Origin of the sequence: Streptomyces sp. NPDC007863, from assembly GCF_040633895.1 — a bacterium.
Taxonomy (GTDB): Bacteria; Actinomycetota; Actinomycetes; order Streptomycetales; family Streptomycetaceae; genus Streptomyces.
The window spans coordinates 32,796-53,226 of sequence record NZ_JBEYEI010000019.1 but is presented as its reverse complement, the minus strand read 5'-3'; the positions used below and the strand labels follow the sequence as shown (position 1 = coordinate 53,226).

Here is a 20,431-nt window from a genome sequence, read left to right as displayed (position 1 = left end):
TCACGGTTCAGGATCCTAAAGGTTCCCTTTCCGGGGAACGCCCGCGGCGATCCGGCGGGTCGGCGCGGGGCGGCCGAGACGCGGCGGGCGGCGGGCGCGCGGCACGTCAGGGGGTGGGGAACGGGGTGTTCCCGGAGGGGTCGCCGTGGACGGCGAGGCGGAGCTGGAGCATCGCGACGAGCCGCTGGTCGGGGTCGTCCAGGCCGATCCCGCTGAGCGCGACCGCCTTGCGCACCCGGTAACGGAGGGTGTTGGGGTGGACGTTGAGCGCCTCGGCGGTACGCGTCACGTCGCCGAAGCCGTCGAGGTAGGCGAGGAGGGACCTGGCGAGTTCGGAGCGGTGCTCGGTGTCGTGGTCGACCAGGATGGCCAGCCCGGCGTGCCGGGTGTCGGGGTGGGCGTCGAGGAGGCGCAGCACCTCGTCCAGGACCAGGGAGGCGTGCAGTTCGGCGTGGGTCGCCACCGGGCGGTCCGGGGTGCGGGCCATGAGCCGGAGGGTCCGGTGGCCGCGCTTCTTCGCCGCCGGGACGGCGTCGAGGCGCGGTGCGGTACCGGCGAGGGCGGCCTGCACCGGTGTGCCGGTGTGGCGGCGGAGCGAGGTGACCAGGGCGGCGGCCCAGCGGTGGAGTTCGGCGTCGGCCGCCGCCGGGTCGCCGCCGGTCTCCTTCGCCGGGAGCATCACGTAGATCTGGCCGCAGGCCTGGGCGACCAGGGCGTCGCGGCGGAAGGCCGCCGCGTGGACGGAGACGATGCCCGCGGCCTCGCCTCGTCGCAGGTCGACGGCGGCGGAGGTGCCGGGGTGCTCCGGTTCGCGCAGGTCGACGGCGACGACGGTGGCGCCCTGGCCGGGGTCGAGCCCCAGGTGCCCGGCGAGCGCCACCGCGTCGAACCGGCCGGTGAGCAGTCCGTGCGCGAGCTCGGCGCGGGAGGCCACCCGGGCGGAGGCGTCCCCCTGGTAGTGGTGGTCGATCAGCTGCGGGGCGGCGAGCCGGGCGGCGCCCCGCAGGGCCTCGTCGCTCCTCGCGTCGAGCGGACGGCGGCCCTCCTGGAGCCAGATGGTGCCGAGCGGGCGCGGGCCCGCGATGACGCCGACGGCGAGCCGGCGCCGGTAGCCGTGCTCCGGCTGCTCCTCGATCTCGACGACGTCCTCGCCGGCGCGGAGCCGGGTGAACGTGCCCCGTTCCCGCAGCAGCCGCAGGTACGGCTCCGGGCAGCTGCGGCCCAGGATGGTGAGGCGCCGCAGCTCGTCCGCCTCGTCGCCGGAGCGGGAGTAGGCGAGGACGTGGCCCGCCGTGTCCTCGATGATGGCCGCCCCGTGGGTCACCGTGGCCAGCGTCTGGGCCAGCGAGAAGAGGTCCCCCGGTGTGCCCGCGGGCACACCCCGCCGGGCGGAGGGGGCGGCCAGCACGGCCCGCGCCTCCTCGGCCAGCCGGTCCCAGCGCGCCCGCTCGTCCGTGGCGAGGACCGAGACGCCCGCCGCGCGGGCGGCGTCCGCGAGGCCTTCCGGGAGTCCGGCGGGCCCCGCCTTGAGGACGACGGCGGTGGCGCCCGCCCGGCCGGCGTCCTCGACGGCGGCCACGGCGGTGGCGCCGCGCGCTCCGGCGGCGAGCACGAGCGCGCCGGGAGCCGGCCCGAGCTCCTCCCCCGGCCCGATGACGGCCACGTCGGTGACCTCGGCGTCCTGTCCCGCTCCGGTGAGGACCACGGCGGCGAGGCCGTCCGGGATCGCCGCGAGCACCGCGCCCAGGCGGGCGCGGGCGCCGGTGGCGAACGCGTCGGAGGCGGGGTGGTCGGTGGGGTGGTCCATGGCTCCGAGGGTAGGGGGATCTGCTGTGGCCTCCCTGTGAGGGCGGTCTCGTGGCCGGTGCGCCGCGGGGCGCGGCGGCCGGCTCGGCGGGACGTCCGTGTGTCCCTCAGACGAGGTCGAGGTACCGGTCCTTGGTCTCGGGCAGGGCCAGCACGCACAGCAGCGACAGCAGGGCCATGGCGCTCAGGAACCAACCGCCGACCGCGGGCCGGTAGGTCTCGGCGAGCGCGGTGACGATCAGCGGGGCCGCGGCGCCGCCGAGCACGCCGCCCAGGTTGTACGAGAAGCCGGCGCCCGAGTACCGCATGCGGGTGCCGAACAGCTCGGGCAGGTACGCACCGGCGGGTCCGTAGATGATGCCCATGCAGAGCAGGGCGCCGCTCAGCGCGATCGCGATCAGCAGGGGGTTCCGGGTGTCGAGGAGCGGGAAGAGGACCGCGCCCCACACCACGCCGAAGGCGGCGCCGGCGATGATCAGCTTGCGGCGCCCGATCCGGTCGGACCATCGGGCGACCAGGAAGGTCGAGACGCCGAGGACGACGACGGCGACGAGCGTGAGCCCCAGCATGTCGTTCTTGGGGATGCCGAGGGTCTTCGTCGTGTACGTGATGCAGAAGGTCACGGCCGTGTAGAACATCACGTACACCACTGTGATCATGCCCGCGCCGAGCAGCATCTCCTTCGGGTGCCTGCGGAACGCCTCGACCAGCGGCGCCTTGGCGGTCTCCCGTTCCTCGGTGACCTTGGCGAAGGCCGGGGTCTCGGCGACCTTCAGCCGGATGGCCATGCCGACGGCGACGAGGCCGAAGGAGAGCAGGAAGGGTATGCGCCAGCCCCAGCTCTGGAAGGCGGCCTCGTCGAGGACCGAGGACATGAAGAGGAAGGTGACGGTGGCGGCGAAGTAGCCGACCGGCGAGCCCATCTGCGGCGCCGCCGCGTACAGGCCCCGCTTGCCCTTCGGGGCGTGCTCGACGGCCATCAGCGCCGCGCCGCCCCACTCGCCGCCGAGGCCGAGGCCCTGGACCACGCGCAGGAGCACGAGCAGGACCGGGGCCCAGATCCCGAGCGTGGCGTACCCGGGCAGGAGGCCGATCAGGCCGGTGGACAGTCCCATCATCAGGAGGGAGACGACCAGTACGGCCTTGCGGCCGATCCGGTCGCCGAAGTGCCCGAAGACCGCCGCGCCGAGGGGGCGGGCCGCGAAGCCGATCGCGAAGGTCGAGAGGGTCGCCAGGGTGCCCGCGGTCTCCGACAGCTCGGGGAAGAACGCCTCGTCGAGGACGAGAGCGGCCGCCGTGCCGTAGATGTAGTAGTCGTAGAACTCGATCGCCGTGCCGATGAAGCTGGCGGTCGCGATCCTCCGCAAGCCTCCGGGTTCCGCGACGGCCGGTGTCGTGGCCGGTGGAGGCGTGGGGGTGTCGGGTCGCGTGCTCATGGCATGCTCCGGTGACTCAGGGCGGGGGTGCCGGGTGGGTGAACGCCGCAGAACGCGGACAGGACGTGAACCTATGGCCCTGACCACCCCGTGATCCCTGTCCGGCCGGACAGGGATGGCCCGCCCCCGTTGTCCGGCCGGACAACGCCCGGCCGGCCCGGCCCCAGGGGAGGGGCGCGGGCCGGCCGGCGCGTGGTCAGCGGGTCAGCGGGTCAGCCGCGCGAGTGCGGCGAGGACCGGCGCCACGCCGTCCTCCGTGGCCAGACGGTCGGCCAGGGCACGGGCCCGGGCCCGGTGCGACGGGTCCCCCGTCGCGCTGCGCAGGGCAGGCGCCAGGGTCTCGGCGGTGAGACGGCGCAGGGGTACGGCCCCGGGGGCGGTGCCCAGGGCGGTCAGGCGGGACGCCCAGAACGCCGCGTCGAACTGGACCGGCACCGGCACGGTCGGCACCCCGGCCCGCAGGACGGCGCCGGTCGTACCCGCCCCCGCGTGGTGGACGACGGCGGCCGTGCGCGGGAACAACAGGGAGTGCGGCACCTCGTCGACGGTCAGGATGTCGTCGCCCCGGGCGGCCAGCCCGGCCCAGCCCCTCTGCACGACCCCGCGCACCTTCGCCGCGCGCAGCGCCGCGACGATCTCGCCGCTCACCCGCTCGGGATCGGGCACGGTGGCACTGCCGAGCCCGACGAAGACCGGCGGGGGGCCGGCGGCGAGGAAGTCCTCCAGCTCCCGGGGCAGCCGCCCGGTCCCGGTCTCGTGCGGCCACCAGTAGCCGGAGATCTCCAGGCCGGCGGGCCAGTCCCGGGGCCGGGGGACGACGAGCTCGCTGTAGCCGTGCAGCACCGGCCGCGCCCGGCGCACCCGGGTCCCGGCGAGCCCGTACCGCCGCGGCAGCGACCGTACGGCGTCGTGGAACATCAGCTCCACCGACGTCATGACGGCCCGTCCGCTCAGCCGGTTCCCCACCGCGCCCAGGGAGCGCGTGCCCAGGACCGGGGCGGGGAACTCGGCGGTCGGGTGCAACGGCTGGAGGTGCAGCCCCAGGGCGGGCACGGACAGGCCCTCGGCGATGGCGTACCCGAGCGGCCCCAACGCCCCGCCGACCAGCAGGACTTCACCCTCCCGGGCGACCCCCACCAGGGCGGCGGTCATCTCGTCGACCGCTCCGCGGGCCATGGACGCCAGCCGTACGAGCTTCCCCGCGCCGGTGCGCGCGTCGTGCAGCCGCCGGCCCCGCGCGGAGTGCAGCTCGGCGCGCGGGTCCACGGGCAGCGGACGGAACCGCACCCCCGACCCCGCCACCAGCGGCTCGAACACCGCGTGCGCGGCCAGCGTCACCTCGTGTCCGGCCCGTACGAGACCGGCGCCCAGACCCGTGTACGGCGCGACGTCGCCCCGCGAACCCGCCGTCATCATCACGATGCGCACGCCCGCCAGTGTGCCCCACCGGCGGGCGGGACACGAGCAGGCTCGGGACCGTACCGGGCCGGTCCGCGGAGCCGCCGGAAGCGCGCCAGGCCGTCGGCGAGCCCGATCAGCGGGTCCGGGCAGGCGACGCGGGCCTCGGGGGCCACCGGCCCGCCGCCCACGAACCCGGCCCTCCCGCTTCGCGCCCGACGGGTTGTCAGGCACGCCTCCGGCTCCTACAGTGCGTCCAGCACCGTCGCGTGGGAGCGCTCCCAATCGTCCGAAACCCGTATCTTCCGGGAACCTCCCCTGCGGTCCGTCCGCCCCCCCTGACCGGTCTCCCCTCCCCAGGAGGTCCCCCGTGCGAGCGTCCCCCCATCGCCTCCGTGCCGCACTCGGCGCGCTGCTCCTCGCCTTCGCCACCGTCGTGGCGATGCTCGTGGGCACCGCGCCGGCGGCCACGGCCGACACCCTGGTCTGCGAGCAGTACGGCACGGCCACCGTCCAGGGCCGGTACATCGTCCAGAACAACCGCTGGGGCACCGGCGCGACCCAGTGCGTCACGGCCACCGACACGGGCTTCCGGCTGACCCGCGCCGACGGCTCCGTGCCGACCGACGGCCCGCCGAAGGCGTACCCGTCGCTCTTCAACGGCTGTCACTACACGCGCTGTTCGCCCGGCACAGCCCTCCCCGCGCGCGTCGACGGCATCGCCGGGGCCCCGAGCTCCATCTCGTACGGCTTCGTCGGCGACGCCGTCTACAACGCCTCGTACGACATCTGGCTGGACCCGACGCCCCGGACCGACGGGGTGAACCGGACCGAGATCATGATCTGGTTCCACAAGAACGGCCCGGTCCAGCCGATCGGCTCGCCGGTCGGCACCGCGACCGTCGGCGGGCGGTCGTGGCAGGTGTGGACGGGCGGCAACGGCTCCAACGACGTCATCTCCTTCGTCGCCCCGTCCGCCCTCGCGGAGTGGAACTTCGACGTCATGGACTTCGTCCGGGAGACCGTCTCCCGGGGCATGGCCCGCAACGACTGGTACCTGACGAGCGTCCAGGCCGGCTTCGAACCCTGGCAGAACGGCGCCGGGCTCGCCGTGCACTCCTTCTCCTCGGCCGTGAACCTCGGCACCCCGCCCACCGGCCCGGAGGAGCCGGGCCCGGAAGAGCCCGGCCCCGGTGAGCCGGGCCCCACGACGGCCTGCCGGGTCACGGTCACGCCGAACGTCTGGACCGGCGGCTTCACCGCGGACGTCACCGTCGCCAACACCGGCGCGACGGCCGTCGAGCCCTGGAACCTGGCCTTCACCCTCCCGGCCGGCCACCGGATCACCCAGTCCTGGAACGCCGCCGTCTCCCCGTCCACCGGCGCGGTGACGGCGACCGCCCTCGCCCACAACGCACGGATCCCGGCCGGGGGCAGCCAGTCCTTCGGCTTCCAGGGGACGTACAGCGGCACGTTCGCCCCGCCGTCCGGATTCGCCCTCGGCGGGGTGCCCTGCTCGTGACCCGAGGCGCGAGCCTCCCCCACACACGTACAGGAGACACGATGGCTGGACGCAAGAAGCGACTCGCCTCCCTCGCGGCGGTGCTCGCGACCCTGCTCGCCGGAATCGGCCTGACCCTGCTGGGCCAGGGCAGCGCACAGGCGCACGGCGTCACCATGACACCCGGATCACGCACGTACCTCTGCTGGCTGGACGCCAGGACCGGCACCGGCAGCCTCGACCCGACCAACCCCGCGTGCGAGGCGGCGCTCGCCGAGAGCGGACCGAACTCGCTGTACAACTGGTTCGCCGTCCTCGACTCCAACGCGGGCGGACGCGGCGCCGGTTACGTCCCCGACGGCACCCTGTGCAGCGCCGGCGACCGCTCGCCGTACGACTTCACCGGCTACAACGCGGCCCGCGCCGACTGGCCCCGCACGCATCTGACCTCCGGGCGCACGATCCAGGTCAAGCACAGCAACTGGGCCGCGCACCCGGGCTCCTTCCGGGTGTACCTCTCCAAGCCCGGCTACTCCCCCACGACTGAACTCGGCTGGGACGACCTGGAGTTGATCCAGACCGTCACCGACCCGCCGCAGACGGGCTCCCCGGGCACGGACGGCGGACACTACTACTGGGACCTCGCGCTGCCTTCGGGACGCTCGGGTGACGCGGTGCTCTTCATCCAGTGGGTCCGCTCGGACAGCCAGGAGAACTTCTTCTCCTGCTCCGACATCGTCTTCGACGGCGGCAACGGCGAGGTGACCGGCATCCGAGGCTCGGGCAGCACCCCGACGCCCACCCCCACCCCCACTCCGACTCCTACGCCGACCCCCACTCCCACTCCCACCCCCACGGAGCCGACCCCGACGCCGACTCCGACCGACCCGCACACCGGCTGCATGGCCGTCTACACCGTGGTCAACGCCTGGGCCAGCGGCTTCCAGGCTTCCGTCGAGGTGATGAACCACGCCACGACGGCGCGCGACGGCTGGGCGGTGCGCTGGACACCGGGCGCCGGCACCCGGATCAGCAACCTGTGGAACGGCGCCCTGACCACCGGAACCGACGGCACGGTCACCGTCGGGAACGTCGACTACAACCGGACCATCCCCGCGGACGGCAGCGTGACCTTCGGCTTCACCGCGACGTCGACCGGGAACGACCACCCGGTCGGATCCGTCGTCTGCGTCACACCGTGACCGTCGTCGGTCCTCGCCTCTGAGGAAGGGACAAGGGGCTGTCTCCCGTGACGCGCCGCGGGGGGCGGCCCCTCGATCCTTCCCGTCCTCCCGGTCAGGCGTCGGGGTCGCCGTACCCGCCGTGCGGCCCCTCGCCTCCTCCGTCCAGGAGGGCGCAGACGAAACGCTCCTCCGTCGCGCGCAGGCGGGCGAGCAGCGCCGGGTCGCGCGTGACCTGGCTCGTGACGGAGACCGTGACGGCGCGGCGGCCGTCACGGGTGGCGGCGGCGAACTGGGTGTAGCCCGGGGTGTTCCCGGTGTGGCCGTAGACGGTGCCGCAGCGGGTCTCGTACCGGAAGAGGGCGAGCCCGGCGGCGTTCTCGCCGGGGCCCGCGGGCTCGGACGCCCCGGGCACGAACCGCTGCTGGGCGTGGCGGGTGCGCGGCGACAGCAGGGCGGGCCCGGCGTAGCCGCCGATGAAGGTGTTCAGGTCGGCCGGGGTGGACACGATCCCGCCCGAGGCCCACGCGCCGGAGGCGCTGATCGCCTCGCTGACGTCCTCGGGCGGTTCGCCGGGCGTCGTGTCGTAGCCGTGGAGGAAGGGGCGCGGCAGCCGGAACCCGGAGGGGAGGCTGGTGTCGCGGAGGTCGAGCGGGCGGTACACCAGCTCCCGCAGCAGGTCCTCGTAGCGCCGGCCGGTGGCCTGTTCGGCCATCAGGGCGACGGCGATGTTGTCCGAGTTGGAGTAGGCGTAGCGGCTGCCCGGCGGGAAGGCGAGGCCCTCGCCCGCGACGAACTCCAGGAGGCGCCGGGAGTCGAAGCGGTGGCGCGGATCGGCGCGGACGATCGCCTGGAAGCGCGGGCTGCGGCTGAAGTCGGGCAGGCCGCTGGTGTGCTGGAGCAGCTGGCGCAGGGTGACGGCGTGCCAGGCCTCCGGCAGGTGCGGCAGCCGCTGCCCCAGGGTGTCGTCGAGGGCGAGCGCGCCCCGGTCCACCAGGGCGAGGGAGACGGCCCCGCTGAACGCCTTGGCGGCGCTCGCGATCCGCATGTGGTCGTCCGCGCGGGGCGGCCGGGAGCTGTCGGTCCCGGCCTTCGTGCCGGTACCGGTCCTCGGAGGACCGGCGAGTTCGGCGGTTCCGGCACGGTAGACGCGGCGTTCGCCGTCGCGGGTGAGGACGGCGATCGCGCCGGGCGGCCCGCCGGGGGCGGCGACGAGCTCGGCGAGGGCGCGGCGCAGCTCCCGGTCCTCGGCGCTCTCCTTCCCGCCGCCGCTTGCGCCGCCGTAGCCGTACGTCCCGGAGGGGGACCGCTCGCCGGCCGTCGCGTACGGAAGGGCGGGGGCGGTCAGCGCGGCGGCGAGGAGCAGCGCGGCGACGGCCGCCCGGCGTGGGCGGTACGCACGGTGCGGGCGGCGGGCGGGGGCGGAACGGGGCATGCGTGACCTCCTGGACGGGCCGGCGGCCGGGTGCGGCGCACCGGCCCGTCCAGCTTCGGCCCACGGCTCCGGGGCCGTCGGCCGGGGCTGCGCCACCCGGGCGTGCGGATCCCCCGGCAGGAGGCTCCGGCACGTCCCGCGCCTGGGCCGATCGGGGGTGTACGGGCTCGGACGGGTCTCAGGGGAAGTACAGGGCGGCCTTCTCCAGCACGTGCCGCGTGAACAGGCCTCCCCATTGCACCTGCCCCCGGTACATCGTCGTCCGCACCCCGCCGGGTGCGGTCTCGACCGTCAGGGGCCGGGCGATCAGCGTCGTGCCGAGGATCCGGGCGTCCTCGGCGGCCCACCGCGCCGCCTCGGGCCGGACGCGCGTGCTCACCAGGGCGGGCAGCACGGTGGCCGCGTTGCGGGCGCCGGGTATGCCGCTCCGCAGGCTCTTCGCGTAGCTCATGGCCCAGGTGGTGAACCCGGCCAGGTCGCCGGCGTCGACCTCGGGCACGGCGGCCGCGAAGACGAACAGTTCGGTCTTGGTCCCGAACCACCGCGCCTTCCGGTCGGCGCGGGAGCCGGTCACCACCCGGTGGCCGTTCCACTCCGGCGTGGTCACCGTGCAGCCGTCTCCGGCCAGCCGTTCCCGGAGGGCCGTCAGGTACGTGGCCGCCGCGTCGGCGGTCGGCTCGGGAGCATGGGGATTCATGCGGGAATCCTCCAACACCCGTGGCACGTAAGGGAAGTGGGGAAGGGGCGGTGGCGTGCCCCGCTCGGCCCCCGTACCGCCGGACGGGGCCGAGCGGGGTACGGCCGGCCGCACGGGCGGACCGGCGGGCGGCGCGGGAGCGGCCCGGGGCGCGGTGGTGGTGGGAGAGTGGTCGTATGTGCGGCCGTTACGCTTCCACCCGCAGCCCCCAGGAGCTGACCCGGCTCTTCCAGGTGACCGACTGGCAGCCGGAGGAGACGCTGGAGCCCAGCTGGAACGTCGCGCCCACCGACCAGGTGTACGCCGTCCTGGAGCGGGCCGGGCGGGACGGCGGCGGAGAGGTGCGCCGCGAGCTGCGGACCCTGCGCTGGGGGCTGGTGCCGTCGTGGTCGAAGGACCCCGGATCGGGGGCCCGCATGATCAACGCCCGGGTCGAGACCGTGCACGAGAAGCCCGCCTACCGCCGCGCCTTCGCCAAGCGCCGCTGCCTGCTGCCCGCCGACGGCTTCTACGAGTGGGACCCGGTGAAGGACGAGACGACGGGCAGGACCCGCAAGCAGCCCTACTTCATCCACCCGGCCGACGGCGGCCCGATGGCCATGGCGGGCCTGTACGAGTTCTGGCGCGACCCCGACGTCGCCGCCGACGACGACGCGGCCGCCTGGCTGATCACCTGCACGATCATCACGACCGAGGCCACCGACGCCGCCGGCCGCGTCCACCCCCGCATGCCGCTCGCCCTCTCCCCCGACCACTACGACGCCTGGCTCGACCCGCACCACCAGGACACCGGCGACCTGCGCGCGATGCTCACCCAGCCCGCCGACGGGCACCTCGACGCCAGAGCGGTCTCCCCCGCCGTGAACAACGTCCGCAACGACGGCCCCCACCTGCTGGACGCCCCGGGCTGACCCCGGGCGGGGCGGCGGTCAGCCGACGAACTCCTCGTCGCCGTACCGCGTCTCGACGGAGTTCCAGTCGACGCCCAGGTCCTTCGTGAACTTCCGGGCCAGCGCCAGATCGGCGAGCGGGGCCACGAGGATCAGCTGGTCGTCGAGGGTGGTCGAGCCGCCGCCGAGCCGTTCGCGCGCCTGGGGGTCGGCGAGGAGCGCGTCGTGCAGACGGGTCGAGGTGACGCCGTCGGCCTGGATCCGCACCGCGTCCGTCTCCGGGTCCGTCCTCGGCAGGCAGCGGAAGGTGAGCACCGATTCCTGCCGGTACCGCTTGGCGATGACGCCGGCGACGTGCCGGAGCCCGTCGCGGCCGACCCCGTCGACGTCGAACTCGCGCGAGCGCTCGTACGTGGCCCGCTGGAGGTCCGACGACCAGAAGACCCCTTCCAGGAGCGTGGAGGCGCCGGGCCGCGTCCCGTGGGCGCGGAGGATGCGGCGTACCTCGTGGTCGAAGCGGACGAGGCGGGTGTCGAGGCGGGGATCGGCCGGATCCGTGATGATCGCGGTGTTGTCGGTCGCGAAGATCTCCGCCTCGGCCCGGCAGGCACCGTCCGCCGTGCCTGCCGTCGCACCCGCCACCCCGGCGCTCGCCACACCGGAGAGGCCCGAGAGGCCCAGCGTGAGGGCGCCGGCCGCGACCAGGACGCACGTGCGTCCGCGCATGATGGTGTCGATGGTGTTCACACCGCGCTCAACGAGCCGGGAGCGCGGTGGTGGCAGGCGGTCGGCCGAACGGGTCGGCCGCACGGCCTACGCCTCGTCCGTGCCGTCGGCGTGGGCGCCGCCGAAGAGCCGGGAGGACTTGTCCTCCTGGGCCAGCCGCCGCAGTGCGAGCAGGGCCGGTTCGAGGAGGACGGTGACGAGGACGGCCCTCTCCGCCTGGGCCAGGGGGTCGTCCCCGCCGTCCAGCTGCCGCAGGTCCAGCTCGGCCATGTCGTCGGCGAGGCGGGCGTACGGCAGGAGGCTGTGCCAGTCGACGCCCGCGCCGAGGTGGTCGAGGGCGGCGAGGACCTCGGCGAGGGTGCGCGTGGCGGGATTGCCCGGGGAGACGTCCCAGCCCATCGCGTCGATCAGGCCGCGCGCCTCGGCGAGCCCTTCCGGGTTCTCGTCCGGGCCCTGCGCCGGGTCCGCCGCCGGTTCGGGCCCCGCGCCCTTCGCCGGACGGACGCCCAGCACGATGCCGAGGACCTGGTGCAGGTCCTCCTGTCCGGCGGTGATCGCGTCGAGGATCTCCTTCGTCGCGCCGGCCGACAGCCCGCGCGTCCCGATGAGGGTGCGGATCAGCCGGAGGCGGCGGACGTGGTCCTCGCCGTAGTCGGCCTGGTTGGCGGCGGTGGCGCGGCCCGGGGGGAGCATCCCCTCACGCAGGTAGTACTTGATCAGTGGCACCTGCACGCCGGTGCGGCGGCTCAGCTCGGAGACCTTCATCGGCTCTTCCCCTCGATAACGGATAATGGATAGCGCTATTATCTACTCTGTGACGGTCACGGCACCGCGGCCCGCGACGGCCACGCACGCCCCGAGCACCTGAGCACCTGAGCACCTGAGCACCGAGTTCCTCACCTTCCCGAGCTCCGCCCGAACACCCTCCACCGGAAGGACACCCCTCCCATGTTCGGCACCCTCATGCTCCTCGCCGTCCCCACCCTGCTGTTCCGGCTGCTCGGCGCCCTGGGCGTCGGGCGGTTCGCGACCTGGCGGGTCTCCACGCTGCACGGCCTCGCGATGATGCTGGTCTTCACGGCGAGCGCCCACTTCGCCCCGTCGGCCCTCGGCCCGATGCCCGGCCATCAGGACCTGGTCGCGATGGTCCCGTCGTTCGTGCCGTTCCCCCGCTTCGCGGTCTACGCGACCGGCGTCCTGGAGCTCGCCGGCGCGGCGGGGCTGGTCAGAGAGGCGACCCGCCCGGCAGCCGGCGTCGGCCTCGCCGTGCTGTTCGTCCTGATGCTCCCGGCCAACGTCCACGCGGCCGTCTCCGGCATCGACTTCAACGGCGAACCGGCGACGCCGCTCTGGTTCCGGATCCCGGAGCAGCTGCTGTTCATCGCGATAGCGCTCTGGGCGGCGTACGTTCCCCAGGGCGTCCGCCGGGTACGCGTCACCGCAGGGCGCGGGTGAGCCACACGACCTCGCCCGCGCCCTCCTCCCGGGAGACGCGGTCGCGCGCGAAGTCGAGCTTCTCCAGGACGCGGAGGGACGGCGCGTTCCACGCGCCGACGGTCGACCAGAGCCGCTTCCGCCCGGTGGCGGCCGCCGCGTCGAGCACGGCCCGGGCCGCCTCCGTGGCGTAGCCCTGGCCGTGCGCGTGCCGGAACAGCTCGTACGCGATCTCCGGCTCCTCCACGGAGGCCCGCCCGACGATCAGCCCGCAGTAACCGATGACGTCCCCCTCCTCGCGCCGCTGGATCGGCAGCAGGGCGAAGCCCGTGGTCTCCGTCTCGGCCAGCAGCTTCACGATCCCGGCCCGGGCGCGCTCGACGGTGAACGTGTCCGTGCCGCGTTCGTCGAGGAGAGCACGGAACCAGTCGGCGTCCGACTCGGCCCACGGACGCAGGACCAGCCGCTCGGTCTCCAGATGGAACGCCATCGTCTCGTAAGTACCCATGCCCCCACTCTGCCCCACGCCCCCGCCCGATCACTCGGCGCCGTCTCCCCGCCCGGCGCCGCCTCCCCTTATCCGGTGTCCCCTCCGGCAGCCCCGATGCGAGACTCCGGGCCATGACCGCACCCGAGCCGACGGAGCCGGACCACCTCCGGGAGATCGAACGCCTCGCCCACCGCGTCACCCTGGAGGCCTCCGCCGAGGGCTGGCTCTCGCACCGGGGCGACCCGGAGGAGGCGACACCCCTCCAGCGCAGCGTCAACGCGCTCGCCCGGGCGCTGCGCCACTACCACTTCGAAGGCGACGGCTGCCTGGAGGAGGACCGGCCGCCGGTCCGCCTCGTCGGCGCCTCGGTCCTGAAGCCCGGGGTCATGCCGGCCGGGGTGGACGAGTCGTACGAGGCGGTGTGCGCGCGGATCGGGGTCGAGCCCCGGGAGGAGGGCTGGGCGCTGTGGAACACCTGGGACCGGGACGGGGACGTCAGGGTGACGATGGTGGTGTCCGCCGTGGCGACGACCGAGGGGCTGTTCGCGAACTGGGCGCGCGGGAGGGCGGTGGACCCGGTGACGCCGCTGCCGTCGCAGGTGGCCCTCGTCCGCCACGGATGGATCGGCCCGATGACGTTCTCGCCGCGCGGCGTCGGCCGCACCGGACGCGGCGGCCTTCCGGCGGCCTGACGCCGACCGACGCATCGTCAGACGACGCGGAGCAGGGCGCCCCGGAGGACGGCCAGGGTCAGGGTGCGGAGGGGCGCGCCCCGGTCGGTGTCGCGTCCGCAGGGGGCCGGCAGGACCCGTGGGCTGGAGCCGATGGCCTCGGCGGGCGGACGGAGCGGGAGCTTCCTGGGACACGTGGCTGACCTCACGTAACCGCAACGGGTGTTTCCCTACGGGAGGATGGTCACGGTGCGTCAGGAAGAGGGACGGGTGGTCGTGCGTCGCGCGGACCGCCCCGGCGACCTGGGGTGGGTCGTGATGGCCCACGGCGAGGGCTACGACGAGCAGTTCGGCTGGGACACCGACTTCGAGGTCCTGGTCGCCCGGATCGTCGCCGACTACGGGACGCGCCACGATCCCGCCCGGGAGGCCGCCTGGATCGCCGAGACCGACGGCCGGCGTGTGGGCTGCGTCTTCCTGGTCGACGGCGGACGGCCGGGTCTGGCCAAGCTGCGGCTCCTCCTGGTGACGCCGGAGGGGCGGGGGCACGGCCTCGGGACCCGGCTTGTCGCGGAGTGTCTGGCCTTCGCCCGCGAGGCGGGGTACGAGCGGGTGACCCTGTGGACCAACGACGTCCTGGTCTCGGCCCGCAGGATCTACCAGGCCTTCGGCTTCACCCTCGCCGACGAGGAACCCCACCACAGCTTCGGCCATGACCTCGTCGGCCAGAACTGGATCCTCGACCTGCCCCGCGCGTGACGCACCCGCCTCGGCCGTCCGACCGCCGGTCCGCCGGTCCGCCCGTCCGTCCGTCCGCTCGGTCTCAGGCGGATCGGCGCGCCGCCGATGCCGCCACCAGGCCCGCACCTGCGCCCGCACCCGCGCTCACACCCGCACCCGCGGCGTATTCGCGGCGGGCGGCCTGGAGCAGGCCGGCCCAGTCCCGCACCGTGGGGCGGCGCTTCAGGAGGGCGCGGCGCTCGCGCTCCGTCATACCGCCCCAGACACCGTGCTCGATCCGCCGGTCCAGCGCGTACGCGAGGCATTCGGAGCGTGCGGGACAGCCCACGCACAGCTCCTTGGCCTGGTTCTGGGCCGCCCCCTCGACGAACAGGTCTTCGGCGTCCGCCTCCCTGCACCGACCCGACGCCATCCAACTACCTTCCACGCACTCCCCCTTGAGCCACGGGCTGTCGATCTCCCCGGACCGGTCCTCGTCGGTCGGCCCTCGTTGATCAGGCACGCTACGTAGGCATGTGCTGCGGGTCTACACCTCGCCCCGTCCTTCGCTCCAACGGGTGACGACCGCACACAGTTCCGGCCACTCTCCGTGGTCTCCCCGGCCTCCGTGGCCGGATCCGTGGCCAAAGCTCAGCAGATGAGCCGGAAGGGGCCGTAGTCGCCGGCGGGCGCGGCGGCACGCGCGCTCGGGACCACGGGGCGGCCGCAGGAGACGAAGAGGTCGTCGTAGCGGGTACGGGCGCGGTCCCGGTAGCCCGCCGTGGCACGCGCCAGCATCTTGACCACCTCCTCCGCGAGCATCAACTGGTACTGACAGGACTCGGAGTTGAGGGTGTTCAGGTCTCCGGTGGCCACGTGGTTCTCCTGCCGGCAGCCTCCCCCGCACAGGTAGCGGGCCCAACAGCCCCCGCAGACCGGGTGCTCGTCGACCGAGCGGCGCCATTCGGGGTGTTCGCGCGTGATGCCCCGGTCACCGGTGCCGACGTCGAAGCCCTCGTCGCCGACGAGGCGGTGACAGGGACTGATGCTGCCGTCCGGAGAGTGGGTGTAGTAGGTGCGGCCGCCGGAGCAGAAGGCGAGGGCCGCCGCGCCCTCGCTGATCATCTGGACGGTCCGCTCGTACTCCAGGACGCCCTGGAAGCGGTTGCCGGGGTCGAAGAGGGCGGGGTAGTCGGCGAGGAACTCCTTGAACTGCTCGACGATGCCCGGCTGGAGGAAGTGGTTGATGTACCGGATCCCGCCCTGCGGTTCGGAGAGCGTCCGGTCGCCCAGGGTGAGCGCGACGGGGACCGTCGTACCCGTGCGGACCGGGTAGACGCCCGGGTAGATCTGGAAGTGGTCGAAGAGGTCGAGGCGCCAGAGGTCCCGCACGCTGTCCTTGAGGCGGGGCTCGGCGGTCGCGATGGTCATCCGCGCGACGAGCGTCACCGCGTCGCCGCACTCCGCGCGGACCCGCCGGAGGTTGCGCAGGATCCGGTCGTACGAGCCCTTGCCGTTCTTCGAGGGCCGGTTGGCGTCCTGGACCCGGCGTCCGCCGTCGATCGAGACGGAGACGATGAAGCCGTACTCGCGGAAGAGCTCGGTGGTGCCCGGGGGGCAGGAGCGTCAGGTTGGTGGAGACGCGGTGCAGGAGGCGCGTGCCGTCCCGCTGCGCGATGCCCCGCGCGCGCTCGCAGATCGTCCGGATGACGGGGAGGTTGGCCAGCGGTTCGCCGCCGAAGAACTCGAAGCGGACGCGCTGTCCCGGAGCCGCGTGCGTCGCGATGAAGTCGAAGATCCAGGCGACCGAATGCTCCCCCATGGCCTCGGTGATCCGGCCGTAGTCGCCGCCTTCCGCGAAGCAGTAGGCGCAGGCGAGGTTGCAGACGTTGGTGAGGTTGACGTTGACCGCGAAGTCGGCGCCGTCGGACAGGGCGCTCTCGGCCAGCAGGGTCCTGTGGGTGTCGTCGCCGACGCCGGCCTCGGCCCGGAGGCGTTCCCAAGCCGCTCGCTCGTCCGGCAGGAGGTGGTCCTCCCCGGCTTCGAGGCGGCGGGCGGTGGAGGCGGGGGCGAGCAGGAGGCGGTGGTTGCCGGTGATGAGGACGGCGGCGGTCTCGGAGCTGTCGCCGCCGCTGCCGTTGCCGGTGCCGCCGTGGCCGTCGCCGTCGCCGTGGCCGTCGCCCAAGGGGAGGACCCGGTAGTCCGTGCCGTGGCGCAGGGCGGGCGTTCCCGCCCGGGAGCCGTCGTTCCGGTCCCCGGTCACGGTCGCGCGCCCGGGCGGAAGAGGGGCAGCGGGGAGACGTCGGCGTTGAGCGTGCCGGCCGTCGCCTCCACCGTGGGGAAGTGGGCCCGGTCGAAGACCTGGTGGAGGGTGGACTCGCAGCCCGCCGGCACGGCGACCTGCACGCCCGTCTCTCCGGGGGTGCTCTTGGCGGCGATGGAGCGGAAGCTCTCGTGCGGCGCCAGGTCAATGACCTCCCACGCCCGGTCGGCGCCGGTGTCGCCGTGACGGCGGGCATAGGCCCGCAGCGGTGCGGAGGAGGTGTTGCGGAGCTGGAAGTGGAGGGCCCGTACGTCCCCGTGCCAGTCGAAGCCGGCGACGGAGAGCGGCTCCCCCGGCGGGAGGTCGCGGAGCCGGGCGCGCGGACGGGAGTCCGGGAGGAGGGTGAAGCCGGCGTCGTCGCCGCAGCCGGCGCAGCGGGCGTCGGCGTCGAGGCCGACGAGGTCGGCGTTCAGGCCGTAGCGGGTGACCTGGAGCCGTCCGCACCGGCCGCACCGGGTGTGCGTCGACTCGGTGTCGTAGACGTTGCCGAGGTAGACATGGCGAAGTCCCATGCCCAGCGCGGCGTTTCGCGCCTTCTCCAAACGGTCGACGGGGGTCCGGACGGTGTCGGTCATCTTGTAGTCGGGGTGGAAGCGTACGAAGTGCGTCGGCACGTCGGGGCTCAGGCGCTCGCCGACGAAGGTCGCCATGTCGCGGGCGGTCTTCTCGTCGTCGCTCAGGTCGGTGACCATCAGCGTCGAGACCTCGACGTGCTTTCCGGCCCGGAAGACCCGCTCCGTCCCCTCCAGGACCGGCTCCAGCCAGCCCTTGGTGATCCGGCGGTAGTACTTCGGGTCCAGGGACTTGATGGACACCGAGAAGATGTCGATGACCGGGAGGAGTTCGTCGATCGCCTCGCCGGTGATGAAGAAGGCGGACTTGTAGAGGTTCACGAGGCCCGCGGCCTTCGCGAGCGCGGCCGTCTCGACGACGAACTCGTGCCAGACGACCGGGTCGTTGTACGTCCAGGAGATCACCTTGATCCCGTGCCGGACGGCGATGTCGACGACCTCCTCGGGCGTGTACCGGTGGACGTCCTTGTCCTCGACGTGACGCGCCTGCGAGGTCTTCCAGTTGTGGCAGTAGTCGCAGTTGAGCATGCAGCCGACGTTGCCCATGGACAGGATCCGGGCGCCGGGCGCGTAGTGGAACACGGCCTCGGTCTCGATGGTCTCCTCGGTGGCGTGCACCGACCGCCCGTAGTTCAGGGTCACCAGCCGGCCGTCACGGTTCGCCCGCACCCGGCAGAAGCCGTGCTGACCGGGCCGGATACGGCAGTTGCGGGGACTGAGGTGACACCGGACGACGTCGTCGTCCAGGCGCTCCTCCAGACGTGCGGGGCGGGCCTCGCTGTTCCAGTTCGTCTTCGTCACGTGCGGTCCTTCCACGAAGGAGGGGTGGGGAGGTGACGGGGAGGTACGGGGAGTGCGGGCGTCGGGAAGGCGGGCGTCTTGGCACGATCTGCCCGATGAACCGCCGTTACGCTGCTTGAGGATTGTTGAACGTTCCTCACAGCGCCTGGCGACGAGCATGACCGAGCCCTCTCGCCGCCGTCAAGGCATCGACGGACGCGACTCGTCGCCTCTGAACGCGCCTTCGCCGCCGGCGAGTTCACGGGACCAGGGCGACGAAGGGGGCGGGGTGCGGGCGGAGGTCCGCGTACCGGTCACGTCCACGGTCCGGGCACGCCGGCCGTCACGTGGCCGGCGCCTCACCTTCGAGCCGGCCACGCCGCGGCCTGGAGAGGAGAACCCGGCGCCTCGGCGGGTCGATCTCCGTGACGACGACGGCGATCTCGTCTCCGGCGTCGACGTTCTCCACCGGACTCGCTGCCGGGCGGCCATGGGGCTCCCTGAAGGGAACCAGCCCGACGATCCCGTCCCCGACGTGGACGAAGATGCCGATGGGGACCACCTTCTCCACCGTCCCGAGGAGTTCCTGGCCCACCGCTGTGCGGTCGGCGAAGGCCCGGAGCGGATCGGGCTCCAGCGCCTTCAAGGACAGTCTCGCCTCCGCGTTGTAGGTGTCGAACTGGAGGAGCTCGCACGAGACACGCTGACCCACCTGAACGACATCGGTGGGGTCGGCGAAGTACCGCCAGGACAGTTCGGGGAAGGAGATGAACCCCACACCGGGGAAGAGAGGATGGGCGGGTCCGTCGTCCAGGGCCACGAAGACCCCGAACCGCTCGATCGCCGCGACGGTGCCCGACAGGATGTCGCCGCAGTTCAGGGACTCCAGGAACGCCCAGAGTTCCGGGCTCTCAGTCTGCCAATCCATACCGCCACCCTGGCACACCACACCGTGCGGTGGACCGGGGCCGTCGGCGCTCCGGCAGGCTCCCTCGTATGACGCGTGCACGTGCCCGTGAGCGGGAGTCCGGTCTGGAGCTCCTTCGGATCTCGTCGGGTGGGTGCTGCTTCGCCGCGATCCGGACCGGCTCGTCGGGCATGGGGGCAGCATCCATCATCTGCAGACCGGAGCGGGCTCGGTGTCCGGCCGTGGGGGCGGCCTTCGGCCCGGGCCGGACCGGGGACGCTGGCCTGCCGATCGGAGATGCCGGGGGGAAGATCGCGGGGCCGTCGCCGCGCAGTGCCTTGCCTCCCCGCCGTGTCCGTCGGCGCGTTCCCGCGCGTCGGGGGTCGCGGCCTCACCGGTCGTTCGGGGCCGGGGGCGTGGCCGTCGTCGCGCGGTACACGCTGGGGCGGCGGCCCGTGTGGCGGGTGAAGACGGCCGAGAAGGTGCCGGGGTCGCGGTAGCCGACGTCCGCGGCGATCGTCGCGATGGTGCGGTCCGTGGTCTCCAGGAGGTGGCGGGCCCTGCGGACGCGGGCGGTGTGGAGGTACGTGAGGGGCGTCCGGCCCGTCTCCGCGCCGAAGCGGCGCAGCAGGGTGCGGGCGCTGACGCCGAACTCCCGGGCGAGGGCCGGCAGGTCGTAGCGGGTGGCGAGGTTCTGGTCGAGGTGGCGCATGACGGCCGACGAGAAGGCGTGGCCCGTCGCCGGGAGGAGGGCCGCGTCGACGTACGGGGACTGGGAGGAGCGGGTGTCGTCGAGGAGGGCGACGCGCGCCGTGGCCCGGGCGGTGCCGGGGCCGTCGTGGTCGCGGACGAAGCCGAGCGCGAAGTCGTACATCGCGCTGAACGCCGCCGTCGTCGTCACCCCGCGGTCCGTGACCACCAGGCTCTCCGGGCGTACCCGCACCTCCGGGTAGCGGCGCGCGAAGCGGTCCGCGTGGAGCCACGAGGTGGTCGCCTCCCGGCCGTGGAGGAGTCCGGCCTCCGCCAGGAGGTAGGAGCCGACGCAGAGGGACACCACGGCCGCTCCCGAGGCGGCCCGCTCCCGGATCGTGGCGAGTTCCGGGGCGAGCTCCGCGAGCGCCGCGTCCGGGTCGAGCGCGGGCGGCAGGTCGAAGCCGGGGACGATCAGGACGTCGGCCGGGCGGACCGCCGCGACGTCGATACGGGCTCCGCCGGCCGCGAGGACCCGTCGGCGCGGCGAGACCACGGAGGTCTCGTACGAGGGCTCGGCGCGGCCCCGCGCGGCGGTGACGTGCGCGGCCATCGTCAGCAGGTCGGGGACGCCGTACACCTCCGACGCGAAGCAGCCGGGGTAGGCGAGGACGCTGACGCGCAGCGGGCTCATGGGCGGGTCCTCCCGGTGGGCCGTGGTCGGTCACGGTGGCGATGGCAGCGGCGGTGGGTGGCGGGATACCCCGGAGTATC

General features: G+C 73.8%; 20 protein-coding genes and 1 pseudogene. 6 read left to right on the top strand and 15 right to left on the bottom strand.

Going from position 1 to position 20,431, the window contains the following annotated elements; translation table 11 throughout:
• Window positions 1-106: 106 nt before the first annotated feature.
• The 3 genes from ABZ621_RS27495 to ABZ621_RS27485 all read right to left on the bottom strand — a co-directional run bounded on the left by ABZ621_RS27495 (window position 107) and on the right by ABZ621_RS27485 (window position 4,655).
• On the bottom strand, window positions 107-1,807 hold the full coding sequence (locus ABZ621_RS27495; protein WP_360609099.1) for a helix-turn-helix domain-containing protein: 1,701 nt from the start codon (window positions 1,805-1,807) through the stop codon (window positions 107-109).
• A gap of 106 nt (window positions 1,808-1,913) precedes the next feature.
• A complete protein-coding gene (locus ABZ621_RS27490; protein WP_360609097.1) occupies window positions 1,914-3,242 on the bottom strand; it encodes an MFS transporter in 1,329 nt (442 codons plus the stop codon).
• Window positions 3,243-3,446: 204 nt separating this feature from the next.
• A complete protein-coding gene (locus ABZ621_RS27485) occupies window positions 3,447-4,655 on the bottom strand; it encodes a glycosyltransferase (protein ID WP_360609220.1) in 1,209 nt (402 codons plus the stop codon).
• Between the two features lie 355 nt (window positions 4,656-5,010).
• Between ABZ621_RS27485 and ABZ621_RS27480 the strand changes: the two genes are divergently transcribed.
• Both ABZ621_RS27480 and ABZ621_RS27475 read left to right on the top strand, forming a co-directional pair.
• Complete coding sequence (locus ABZ621_RS27480; protein ID WP_360609095.1) at window positions 5,011-6,162, top strand: cellulose binding domain-containing protein; 1,152 nt, start codon at window positions 5,011-5,013, stop codon at window positions 6,160-6,162.
• Window positions 6,163-6,203: 41 nt separating this feature from the next.
• A complete protein-coding gene (locus tag ABZ621_RS27475) occupies window positions 6,204-7,343 on the top strand; it encodes a lytic polysaccharide monooxygenase (RefSeq protein WP_360609093.1) in 1,140 nt (379 codons plus the stop codon).
• Window positions 7,344-7,437: 94 nt separating this feature from the next.
• Here ABZ621_RS27475 and ABZ621_RS27470 read toward each other — a convergent pair whose 3' ends face one another.
• Complete coding sequence (locus ABZ621_RS27470) at window positions 7,438-8,757, bottom strand: serine hydrolase domain-containing protein (protein ID WP_360609091.1); 1,320 nt, start codon at window positions 8,755-8,757, stop codon at window positions 7,438-7,440.
• A gap of 178 nt (window positions 8,758-8,935) precedes the next feature.
• A complete protein-coding gene (locus ABZ621_RS27465; protein ID WP_360609089.1) occupies window positions 8,936-9,454 on the bottom strand; it encodes a hypothetical protein in 519 nt (172 codons plus the stop codon).
• 176 nt (window positions 9,455-9,630) lie between these two features.
• Here ABZ621_RS27465 and ABZ621_RS27460 point away from each other — a divergent pair, with 176 nt between their 5' ends.
• Window positions 9,631-10,365: an SOS response-associated peptidase gene (locus ABZ621_RS27460; protein WP_360609087.1), complete on the top strand. Its 735-nt coding sequence runs from the start codon at window positions 9,631-9,633 to the stop codon at window positions 10,363-10,365.
• Window positions 10,366-10,383: 18 nt separating this feature from the next.
• Here the strand turns inward: ABZ621_RS27460 and ABZ621_RS27455 are convergent, their stop codons facing one another.
• Together ABZ621_RS27455 and ABZ621_RS27450 are read right to left on the bottom strand one after the other, a co-directional pair.
• Entirely contained in the window at window positions 10,384-11,070 is a 687-nt protein-coding gene (locus tag ABZ621_RS27455; protein ID WP_360609085.1) for a hypothetical protein, read from the bottom strand.
• A gap of 87 nt (window positions 11,071-11,157) precedes the next feature.
• Complete coding sequence (locus ABZ621_RS27450; protein WP_360609083.1) at window positions 11,158-11,835, bottom strand: MerR family transcriptional regulator; 678 nt, start codon at window positions 11,833-11,835, stop codon at window positions 11,158-11,160.
• A gap of 183 nt (window positions 11,836-12,018) precedes the next feature.
• Between ABZ621_RS27450 and ABZ621_RS27445 the strand changes: the two genes are divergently transcribed.
• Entirely contained in the window at window positions 12,019-12,525 is a 507-nt protein-coding gene (locus ABZ621_RS27445) for a hypothetical protein (protein ID WP_360609081.1), read from the top strand.
• On the opposite strand, the gene ABZ621_RS27440 is transcribed toward ABZ621_RS27445, so the two are convergent.
• Window positions 12,506-13,012 (bottom strand): GNAT family N-acetyltransferase, encoded by a 507-nt coding sequence (locus tag ABZ621_RS27440; protein ID WP_360609079.1) that lies wholly within the window; start codon window positions 13,010-13,012, stop codon window positions 12,506-12,508. The two genes, ABZ621_RS27445 and ABZ621_RS27440, sit on opposite strands and share 20 nt — an antisense overlap.
• A 113-nt stretch (window positions 13,013-13,125) precedes the next feature.
• Between ABZ621_RS27440 and ABZ621_RS27435 the strand changes: the two genes are divergently transcribed.
• A complete protein-coding gene (locus tag ABZ621_RS27435) occupies window positions 13,126-13,686 on the top strand; it encodes a hypothetical protein (RefSeq protein ID WP_360609077.1) in 561 nt (186 codons plus the stop codon).
• Between the two features lie 17 nt (window positions 13,687-13,703).
• On the opposite strand, the gene ABZ621_RS27430 is transcribed toward ABZ621_RS27435, so the two are convergent.
• The gene (locus tag ABZ621_RS27430) at window positions 13,704-13,874 is read right to left on the bottom strand and encodes a hypothetical protein (protein WP_360609075.1); all 171 of its coding nucleotides are present in this window, start codon (window positions 13,872-13,874) and stop codon (window positions 13,704-13,706) included.
• A 31-nt stretch (window positions 13,875-13,905) separates the two neighbouring features.
• Here ABZ621_RS27430 and ABZ621_RS27425 point away from each other — a divergent pair, with 31 nt between their 5' ends.
• On the top strand, window positions 13,906-14,424 hold the full coding sequence (locus tag ABZ621_RS27425; protein WP_360609073.1) for a GNAT family N-acetyltransferase: 519 nt from the start codon (window positions 13,906-13,908) through the stop codon (window positions 14,422-14,424).
• A gap of 64 nt (window positions 14,425-14,488) precedes the next feature.
• Here the strand turns inward: ABZ621_RS27425 and ABZ621_RS27420 are convergent, their stop codons facing one another.
• The 6 genes and pseudogenes from ABZ621_RS27420 to ABZ621_RS27395 form a co-directional block, all read right to left on the bottom strand.
• A complete protein-coding gene (locus ABZ621_RS27420) occupies window positions 14,489-14,818 on the bottom strand; it encodes a WhiB family transcriptional regulator (RefSeq protein ID WP_360609071.1) in 330 nt (109 codons plus the stop codon).
• A 218-nt stretch (window positions 14,819-15,036) separates the two neighbouring features.
• Window positions 15,037-15,816: an SPASM domain-containing protein gene (locus tag ABZ621_RS27415; RefSeq protein ID WP_360609069.1), complete on the bottom strand. Its 780-nt coding sequence runs from the start codon at window positions 15,814-15,816 to the stop codon at window positions 15,037-15,039.
• Between the two features lie 253 nt (window positions 15,817-16,069).
• A pseudogene (locus tag ABZ621_RS27410) lies at window positions 16,070-16,648 on the bottom strand (4Fe-4S cluster-binding domain-containing protein); the annotation flags it as partial.
• Window positions 16,645-18,081: an AmmeMemoRadiSam system radical SAM enzyme gene (amrS, locus tag ABZ621_RS27405; protein WP_360609067.1), complete on the bottom strand. Its 1,437-nt coding sequence runs from the start codon at window positions 18,079-18,081 to the stop codon at window positions 16,645-16,647. The pseudogene ABZ621_RS27410 and the gene amrS, both read right to left, overlap by 4 nt.
• Window positions 18,082-18,403: 322 nt before the next feature.
• Window positions 18,404-18,988, bottom strand: coding sequence for a S1 RNA-binding domain-containing protein (locus ABZ621_RS27400; protein ID WP_360609065.1), 585 nt, complete (start codon window positions 18,986-18,988; stop codon window positions 18,404-18,406).
• A 370-nt stretch (window positions 18,989-19,358) separates the two neighbouring features.
• Complete coding sequence (locus tag ABZ621_RS27395) at window positions 19,359-20,351, bottom strand: helix-turn-helix domain-containing protein (protein ID WP_360609063.1); 993 nt, start codon at window positions 20,349-20,351, stop codon at window positions 19,359-19,361.
• Between the last annotated feature and the right edge of the window lie 80 nt (window positions 20,352-20,431).